The following is an 8744-nucleotide window of genomic DNA, read 5'->3' as shown; positions in this document are numbered from 1 at the left end:
GGGTGCGCCCGGTCTCCACCGGGCGCACCCGCCGCGCTGCTCAGCTCCTGCGGCTCAGGCGCATCGGGTTCGCGCCGAGGTCGCCGAAGACGAACCAGGACGTCGCGACGACGTGCTGGACCTGGAAGTAGCCGAAGCCGAACCCGGAGTCGAGGAGGCTGGACGCCGCGACGATCCCGCCGTCGACCTCCACGCCCCCCAGGTGCTGACCGGCACCGAGCACGTCCTGCGCGTGCCGGACCTGGCCGAGCAGGCCGTCCACGGCGCGCTTGTCGCCGCGGCGCCCGCGGTCGGCCAGCGACGTCGCGAGCTGGCCGGTGCCCTCCAGCCAGACACCCTGCGGGTGCACGGTGATCCCGTTGTACTGCGCGGTCGAGACGAGGCTCGCCGTGCTGAACGTGACGCCGGAGAGCCGTTCGCCGTCGGGCAGCTGGGACGTCGGAGCGCTCGCGTCGTCCGTGACGGCGAGCGCGGACGCCGCCCAGTCGAGCGCACCCGCGTAGCGCTTCTCGCGCAGCGCGAGCCAGCTCCACGTCGCCGGGTCGAGCGGCACCGGGAACCTGTTGATCTCGATGCCGTCGTTGGTCCCCGTCCAGAAGGTGCCCTGGGCGGGGTCCCACATGCGGTCGACGAACGCGCGAGCGTGGGCGGCGGCCTTCGACCAGGCCCTGTCGCGCGTGAGCTCGCGGAGCATGGTGAAGAACGCGACGCAGTCGATGTTGTGCTCCGTCGAGCCGTTGGGCACCGGGACGTTCGCGCCGTTGACGCCGAACGAGAACCCCCCGAGCGGCTGCGTGGACCAGGTGTTCGTCGTGATCCACGTGCCGATGCGGACCGCGGCGTCGAGGTACCGGCGGTCGCGGGTGCGGGCGTAGAGCTGGGCGAGCGCCATGCCGGGCCACGCCATGTCGCCGACGGCGGTGCCGAGGAACCCGAACTGCCAGCCGATGTTGGCCGAGCCGTCCGGCAGGACGAAGCCGTACGGCTGCGGGTTGCCGTCGTAGAACGTGTAGGGCCCGACGTTGTAGCCCTGCCGCAGGCGGCCGTCGGCGTAGCCGGGGTCGTGCTCCTGGGCGTAGACGAGCCCGTCGCCGATGGCTCGCGCCGTCTGCTCCGTGCTGCGGCGACCGTCGGCGAGCAGCGCGATGACCGCGAGGGCGCTGTCGTACACGAACGCGGTGCTGAACAGCCCGAGCTCGTCGGCGTAGCTCTGCGGCAGGCGCGCCCCGGTGTTGAGCGTCGGGTACGCGTCGGTCGCGCTCTGCAGGAAGGCGACGGCGGCCCTGCGCGCAGCGGCGGCGCTGCCGTGCGGGTTGCCGTGCGCGGCGACCGGGCCGGCGGAGGGCAGTCCTCCGGCGGAGGCGCTCGTCGCGCTGGCGGCGACGGCGGCGGCCGCGCCGCTCAGGACGAGGAACGACCGGCGGCTGAGCGCGGGAAGGGCGTCGTGGGGCGTGACGGGGTCGATCGTGGTGTCGGGCATCGCAGGGGACCCTCCAGGGCGGCGAGCGGGCCGCGGCGGTGCGGCCCGGGACCACGGTAGGGACACATCGGGCCCAACGGAAGATCTGGACAGATCCGACAATCGTTCGGCCCCGCCCGGAAGAGTGACACGTGTCCGTTCTCCGAGCGCCTGTCGTTGACACGTGTCCGGAGCAACCACCCGAGAGCCTCCCCACGACCGCTCGACGCGCACGCCCAGGCGTGGTTGGCGGGGCGGCGCGTCCACGGCCTCGGCGCCGGACGTCTCCGATCAGGACGGTCCGGGCGGGCAGCGGGCCGGGCCCCGCGCGGCGGGTCGCGACGGCTTCTCTCACGTCTGCCGGTCATGCGCGCAGGGCCGGGATCCCCACCCTCCTGGGAGCCCCGACCCTGCGACGTCGTACTCAGAGTGACGCGTCGGTGCGACAGAGTCAAGCACGTGTTGACCGTCGTCACACGATCGCCGTGACCCGGCCGGTCCGAGGCTGCGCCCGACACGTCCGACGAACAGCCGGGTGGGCCGCCGCCGCGTGCCAGACTCCTGGCGTGGGCGCGCCGCGCAGTGAGCTCAAGGGCATCGGGTACGAGATCTTCATCGGCGCGCTGTCGCTGCTGTCGATCTTCAACCTGGTCCTCGTCGCCGTCACCCGGCAGGACGCGGACCTGCAGAACGTCCTGCTGATCATGAACGCGATCTTCAGCGGCGTCTTCCTCCTCGACTTCACCTACCGGATCGTGACGGCCCCGTCGCGGTCGGGCTACTTCTTCCGGCACTTCGGCTGGGCCGACCTGCTCGCCAGCCTGCCGTTCGCCGAGCTCAAGTTCCTGCGCATCTTCCGCCTGGTCCGCGTCGTCCGGCTCATGCGGGAGGTCGGCGGGCGCAAGGTCCTGCGGACGCTGGTCCGCGACCGCGCCGGCAGCGCGCTGTACACCCTGCTGCTCACGGGCATCCTCGTGCTGCAGTTCGGCAGCCTCACGATCCTGCGCATCGAGGACGACGCCCCGGGCGCCAACATCACGAGCGCGTCGGACGCCCTCTGGTACACGATCGTGACGATCTCCACCGTCGGCTATGGAGACCAGTACCCGGTGACCAACGAGGGGCGCGTCGTCGGCGCGATGATCATCGTCGTCGGGGTCGGCATCTTCGGGACGTTCACCGGCTACCTGGCCAACCTGTTCCTGGCACCGCGGAAGAGGGCGCCGGAACCGGTGGACGCCCTCACCCGGCTGCGGCAGGTGCTCGACGTCCCGGGCGTCACCGTCGACGACGTCGACCGGGTGCTCGCCCTGCACCGGGACGACCCCGTCACGTGAGGTCGAGCGTCAGCGTCCTGCCCCAGTCGTGGCGGGCCGCCTCCGTGAAGCCGACCCGCGTGTAGAACGCGATGGCACCCTCGTTGCGGCTGTCGACGCCGAGGTGCAGCCCGGGCACCCCGCGCTCGCGCAGCGCTGCCGCGAGGGTCTCGACGAGCCGACGACCGAGGCCGAGGCCCTGCGCCCGCGGGAGCAGGTCGATGTGCATGTGCGCGGGGAACCGGTCGACGAGGGCGTCGTCGGCCGCGGCCCAATCGTGGATGCGACCGACCAGCACGTGGTCCTCTGTGCCGTCGTGCGGGTCCTCGCGCACCGGGTACCGCGCGCGCAGCGTCGGCCACCACCGGCGCTCCAGCCACTGCTCGAAGCGGTGGGTGTCGGCCGTCGCGACGATGTAGCCCACCAGCCCGAGCCCGTCGACCACCACGAACGTGAGCCCCGGGTCCGCCACCGGGTACGGACCGGCGTACACGTGACCCAGCAGGTCGGGGTCGCGGTACAGGCCGGTCGCGTCGCCGCCGGCCTCGCCGGTGAGCAGGCAGATCCGGTAGATCCCCGGGAGGTCGGACGGGTGGAACGGGCGGATCATCCCGGGTGCGGCAGGCATGCACACGACTTTCTCACGCGTTTACGCCCCTCCGGGTTCCAGGATCGGCTCCGACCTGCCGATGTCTAGGGAGTGACGCTCATCACTGACTCCGCCCCCGACCTGCTGCACCAGGCGTTCGTCGTTGCCGTCGGCAAGTGCGACGACGACGGCAACCCACTGGGCCCGCTGTACAGCGTGCTGAGCAGCGCGACGACGTTCCACGCGAGCGTCGTCGTCCCGACACCTGAGGAGGCGTTCGCGCTCGCCCGCGAGCAGATCGCCGCTCAGCCCGACCCCGGATCGTGGGAGATCATCTCCCTGCTGCACTGACCTCGGTCCGCGGCCGACGCTGACTCAGACGGTGTATCTCTTCTCCGGCCAGTAGGCCCACTCCTCGAACAGCTCTGCGCGCCCGTCCGGCGCGAACCGCAGCACCCACAGGTCCCGGTACTCCTGCGGCTCGTCGCCGCCGTACCGGACCTCCACCCTGACCACCGCGTCGGGGCCGTCCGCCGCGACCACCGTGGCCGTCATCGTGAACGGTGTCGGGTCCACCCAGAACCCCTTGATCGCGTCGAGCCCGTCCAGCGGCTCCGCGTCGTAGGGCGACCGCAGGTAGCGCGCGTCCTGCGCGAACAGCCCGTCCAGGGCGTCCACGTCCTGCGCCCGCCACGCCTCCTCGTACCGCTCGACCCACCCGGTGACAGCGTCCCGACCCATCGGTGCCTCCTCGTCTCGCCGCAGCCGTCGTCTCACCTCATCACGGTGCACCTCGAACCGGCGATCGGTGCAGCGAACGGTGCCGGTGGCGGCAGCGATCGCCGGCTCGGCCGTCTGACACGCGCGTCCGGGCACCGCGCAGAGTGCACGCGTAGGACACACTCCTCTGGTGACCGACCTGCTGTCCTCCCCCCGCCCGCAGGGCGAGCCGGGCGCGGTCGACCATCGCGCCGACTGGTCGTGGCTCCCCGACCCCGCCGACATCCCGACCGGACCGGGACTGGCGCGGGCGCGCGACGAGGCCGAGCGCCTCCTCGCCGACCACGGCGTCACGTACGGCGCGGACTCCGAGGACGGCGAGCACCCCTGGCACCTGGACCCGCTGCCCGTCATCGTCGACGAGCCCGAGTGGGCCCGCCTGGACGCGGCGCTGGTGCAGCGGGCGGAGCTGCTGGACGCGATCCTGCAGGACGCGTACGGCCACCGGCTGCTCCTGACCGACAAGCTCCTGCCGCCCACGGTCGTCCTCGGGCACCCCGGGTTCGTGCGGGCCGTCGACGGTCTGCGGCTGCCCGGCGGGCGGGAGCTGGTGCTCACCGCGACGGACCTGGTGCGCGACGGCGCGGGCGGGTGGTGCGCGGTCGCGGACCGGACCCAGGCGCCGTCGGGCGTCGGGTACGCGATGGAGGACCGCCGGGTCGTCTCCCAGGTGCTCTCGGGCGTGTACCGGCAGGCGTCCATCCAGCGCCTCGGCCCGTTCTTCCGAGCGCTGCGGCTCGCGCTGCGGGACGTCGCCCCGGGGCGCGCCGAGCAGCCGCGGGTCGTCCTGCTCACCTCGGGACCGTCGAGCGAGACCGCGTTCGACCAGGCGTACCTGGCGTCCATGCTCGGCCTGCCGCTCGTGGAGGGGTCCGACCTGCTGGTCCGCGACGGGCGCGTGTGGATGCGCGGTGTCGAGGGTCTCGAGCCGGTGGACGTGGTGCTGCGGCGCGTCGACGCCGAGTGGTGCGACCCCCTGGACCTGCGGCAGGGGTCCCGTCTCGGCGTCCCGGGGCTGGTCCGCGCGGTGCGCGCGGGGACGGTCAGCGTGGTCAACCCGCTGGGCAGCTCGGTGCTGGAGAACCCGGCGCTGCTCACGTACCTGCCGCGGCTGGCGAACGCGGTGCTCGACCAGGACCTCGCCCTGCCGTCGGCCCCCACCTGGTGGTGCGGCGAGCCGCGGTCCCTGCAGCACGTCGTGACCCACCTCGAACGGCTCGTGGTGCTCCCGACGGTCCGCGGCACCGACGTCGGCACGATCCTCGGCTGGACCCTGAGCCACCGCGAGCGCGAGCAGCTGGCCGCCCGGATCAGCGCCGAGCCGTGGCTGTGGGTGGGCCAGGAGCCCGTGGGCCCGGCCGGCCCGACCGTCGACGGGACCCCGGTGGGGGTCGGGAGCGACCTGCCGTCCGCCGAGGGCGTCGGCCCGGCCGACCTCGGTCCGCGGGCCGCGGTCCTGCGCACGTACGCGGTCGCGCACGGCGGGACGTACACGGTGCTGGCCGGCGGGCTGGCGCGCGTCGCGGCGGGGCACGTCGTGTCGTCGTCCCTCGGCGCCGCCGCGAAGGACGTGTGGGTGCTCTCCACGCAGCCGGACGCACCCGTCGAGCCGTGGGTGCCGTCCGACGAGTCGGCGGCGGGCGAGGTCGCGACGCCGCGCCGCCCCGCGACGGGCATCTCGCCGCGCACCGCCGAGAACCTCTACTGGATGGGCCGCTACGCCGAGCGGGCGGAGGACGCCAGCCGCGTGCTGCGTGTCGTCGTCGACCGCTGGGACGACTTCCACCAGCGCCCCGCCTCCGTGGGCGGCCGCGCGCTCGACGTGCTCATCTCGGCGCTCACGCCGACCGAGCAGACACCCCCCGCGTTCCGGGACCTGGTGCTCGACCCCCGCACCCCGGGCACGGTCGCGCGCTCGGTCCGCCGCCTGGCCGCCGCGGCCGCTGCCGTCCGCGACCAGCTCTCCACCGACACGTTCGGCCCGCTCGCGCGGATCGAGCGGGCGCTGCGCGACGAGCGCGCCAAGACCCGTGGCCGGACGCAGGGAGCGGACTCGCTCGACCTCGGCGTGGTCAGCGGCAACACCGTGACGGCCGGCCTGCGGCCCGCGCTCGACAAGGTCCTCGAAGGGCTGCTCGCCATCGCGGGGATCACCGCCGAAGGGCTCGTGCGGGACGTCGGGTGGCAGTTCCTCGACGCGGGCCGGCGCATCGAGCGGGCGCAGCACCTGGTCGAGAGCCTGCTGGCGACCGTCGTGCAGCGCCGGCCCGCCGACGTCGACGCCGTCGTGCTGGAGTCGGTGCTGCTCGCGCACGAGTCGGCGATCACGTACCGGCGCCGCCACCAGACGGGTGCCGGTCTGGCGGAGGTGCTGGACCTCCTGCTCCTCGACGGCACGAACCCCCGCTCGCTGGCCTACCAGCTGGACCGGCTCCAGGAGTCGCTCGCCCTCGTCCCGCTGGCCGGCCGGGCGCCTGACCAGCGCGACCACCTGCTGTCCGACGTCGTCGACCTGCTGGCCGAGGTGGACGCGGTCGCGATCGCCGCCGCGGTCACCGACGACGGCCGGCGCTCGCGGCTCGCCGAGACGCTGGAGTCGATGCTCTGGCGCCTGCACTCCGCGGCCGACGAGATCGAGCGCGTGCACTTCGTCCGGCTCGCACCGAGCCGCGCGCTCGAGGACCCCTGGGACGCCCGGGACGGTGGTGGCGAGTGAGCCGCACCTACGACCTGGTCCACCGCACCACGTACTCGTACGCGAACGTGGTGACCGACTCCTACGGCCGCACGACGATGACGCCCCGCGACGTCCCCGGACAGTCGTGCCTGTCGACGTCGGTCGAGATCGAGCCGGCGCCCGCGGACACCAACCAGTGGGTCGACTACTTCGGCAACCGCACCACGTACTTCGGCGTCACGACCCCGCACACCCGGCTCGTGGTCACGTCGCGGTCGACGATCGAGGTCACGCGGCAGGCGCCCGACCCCGCGGCCCTCCCGGTCGTCGGGTGGCACGAGGTGGCGCGGCGGGTCGCCGCCGGCGAGGTCGGCCGGCTGGACCCGAGCATCGTGGACCTGCGCGAGGCCCTGCTCCCGTCGCCGCACGTCACGTTCGCCGACGAGGTCCGCGACTGGGCGGCCCCGACGTTCGCGACCGACCGGCCGATGGTCGAGGTGCTGATCGAGCTGGCGCACCGGATCCGGACCGAGCTGGCGTACCGGTCGGGCTCCACGACGGTGCACACCACGCAGGCCCAGCTGCTCGCGCAGCGAGCGGGCGTCTGCCAGGACTTCGCGCACCTGATGATCGCCGCGCTGCGCCTGCACGGCCTGCCCGCGCGGTACTCCAGCGGGTACATCGAGACCCGTCCGCCGGCCGGCCGGGAGAAGCTCCGGGGCGCCGACGCGTCGCACGCCTGGGTGTCCGCGTGGGTGCCCGGCGCCGGCTGGGTGGAGGTCGACCCGACCAACGACCAGCTCGTCGACGACCGGTACGTGCTGCTCGGCTGGGGGCGCGACTACGACGACGTCCCGCCGTTGCGCGGGGTCATCTTCACGGAGGGTTCGGGCTCCCGGCTGACGGTGTCCGTCGACCTGGTGCCCAGCGGCAGCGAGCCGTTCGCCTAGCGCGGCGCGGTCGCCCGGTCCTGCAGCTCGCCCGGCGTGACGATGAACCCGCCGCTGTCCACGACCGTCCCGCCGACGGCCCGCCACAGCGCCGCGGCGATGCGCGCGACCGACGGCACCACCCGCGAGCGCGCGATCAGGTGCAGCTGCGAGGGGTGCTCCTGACGCAGCTCCTCCGGTTCCGGCGGGATCCAGGTGACGTGGTACGACCACGGCCCGAACTCGCGCCAGTCCAGCCGGGACAGCGCCACGGGCACCTCGCTCGAGCGCCCGGTCCGCACGGTGATCGCCCCGTCGTACTCGAACGTCGCGGTCACGGAGAACGTGGGCGGACCCGACGTCCCCTCGGACTGCTGCGGGCGGGGCACGTCCGTCGGCCCGACGCGCGCCCCGCTCATGGCCGGGCGCACCAGCGGCAGGGCGTCCTGCGCGGACAGAGGCATCGGCGACCAGAGGGTCAGGTCCACCGCGGCACCGGGGTCCGGCACCACCACGGGGTGCGCGCGGTCCGCGGGGACGATGCTGCCACCGGCCCGACGGGCGGCCGCGGCCATCCAGCCGTACACGAGGTCGAGGGACGCCCGCGGGTCGGCGGGGACCAGCGCGTAGAGGTCGACCGCCGGCACGGCGAGCCCGGTCGACTGGGCCTCGGCCCGACCCGCCGGGACCGGCCCCTCGAGCGAGGCGGCGCCGTTCAGCCGCAGCAGGCCGGGGACCGGCTCGGTGACGACCGAGGCGATGCCACGGAACCGCGCACCCGTCATCGGGCGGGACTTCGCGGCTTCCTCGGCGTCGATCGGCTCACGGGTCCACGCGGCGTCGGGGAACCAGGCGACGGCCAGGACGGCGACGTTCGTGCCGCGAGGCACGACGAGGACATTCCGCCCGTCCAGCTCCCTGGGTAGGTCGACCAGCGGCAGGCTCATGCCGGAGGACCGTACACAGGTTGTGATGCGAGCGGGTGAAGTTTCGG

At 73.8% G+C, this 8744-nt stretch carries 8 protein-coding genes; 4 read left to right on the top strand and 4 right to left on the bottom strand.

Annotation, left to right across the window (positions count from 1 at the left end; genetic code table 11):
* Positions 1-40: 40 nt before the first annotated feature.
* Positions 41-1480: a YyaL domain-containing protein gene (locus tag CTE05_RS10620; protein WP_146846096.1), complete on the bottom strand. Its 1440-nt coding sequence runs from the start codon at positions 1478-1480 to the stop codon at positions 41-43.
* A 545-nt stretch (positions 1481-2025) separates the two neighbouring features.
* Between CTE05_RS10620 and CTE05_RS10615 the strand changes: the two genes are divergently transcribed.
* A complete protein-coding gene (locus tag CTE05_RS10615) occupies positions 2026-2796 on the top strand; it encodes an ion transporter (RefSeq protein ID WP_146846095.1) in 771 nt (256 codons plus the stop codon).
* Here the strand turns inward: CTE05_RS10615 and CTE05_RS10610 are convergent.
* Positions 2789-3403 carry a GNAT family N-acetyltransferase gene (locus tag CTE05_RS10610; RefSeq protein WP_222595458.1) on the bottom strand — a complete coding sequence of 205 codons (615 nt, stop codon included), beginning with the start codon at positions 3401-3403 and terminating at the stop codon, positions 2789-2791. The genes CTE05_RS10615 and CTE05_RS10610 overlap by 8 nt on opposite strands.
* Positions 3404-3475: 72 nt before the next feature.
* On the opposite strand from CTE05_RS10610, the gene CTE05_RS10605 reads away from it, so the two are divergent.
* On the top strand, positions 3476-3715 hold the full coding sequence (locus CTE05_RS10605) for an Ntn hydrolase family protein (RefSeq protein WP_146846094.1): 240 nt from the start codon (positions 3476-3478) through the stop codon (positions 3713-3715).
* Positions 3716-3739: 24 nt separating this feature from the next.
* Here CTE05_RS10605 and CTE05_RS10600 read toward each other — a convergent pair whose 3' ends face one another.
* The gene (locus CTE05_RS10600) at positions 3740-4105 is read right to left on the bottom strand and encodes a nuclear transport factor 2 family protein (RefSeq protein ID WP_146846093.1); all 366 of its coding nucleotides are present in this window, start codon (positions 4103-4105) and stop codon (positions 3740-3742) included.
* A gap of 169 nt (positions 4106-4274) precedes the next feature.
* Between CTE05_RS10600 and CTE05_RS10595 the strand changes: the two genes are divergently transcribed.
* Positions 4275-6860 (top strand): circularly permuted type 2 ATP-grasp protein, encoded by a 2586-nt coding sequence (locus CTE05_RS10595; protein ID WP_146846092.1) that lies wholly within the window; start codon positions 4275-4277, stop codon positions 6858-6860.
* Positions 6857-7771 carry a transglutaminase family protein gene (locus tag CTE05_RS10590; RefSeq protein WP_146846091.1) on the top strand — a complete coding sequence of 305 codons (915 nt, stop codon included), beginning with the start codon at positions 6857-6859 and terminating at the stop codon, positions 7769-7771. Before CTE05_RS10595 ends, CTE05_RS10590 begins: the two co-directional genes overlap by 4 nt.
* Here CTE05_RS10590 and CTE05_RS10585 read toward each other — a convergent pair.
* Positions 7768-8697 (bottom strand): hypothetical protein, encoded by a 930-nt coding sequence (locus tag CTE05_RS10585; RefSeq protein ID WP_146846090.1) that lies wholly within the window; start codon positions 8695-8697, stop codon positions 7768-7770. The genes CTE05_RS10590 and CTE05_RS10585 overlap by 4 nt on opposite strands.
* Positions 8698-8744 lie beyond the last annotated feature (47 nt).

The sequence above is a fragment of the Cellulomonas terrae genome, assembly GCF_007990265.1.
Lineage (GTDB): Bacteria > Actinomycetota > Actinomycetes > Actinomycetales > Cellulomonadaceae > Cellulomonas > Cellulomonas terrae.
Note: the sequence above shows the minus strand (reverse complement) of the source record. Positions and strands in the feature narration are given on the sequence as shown.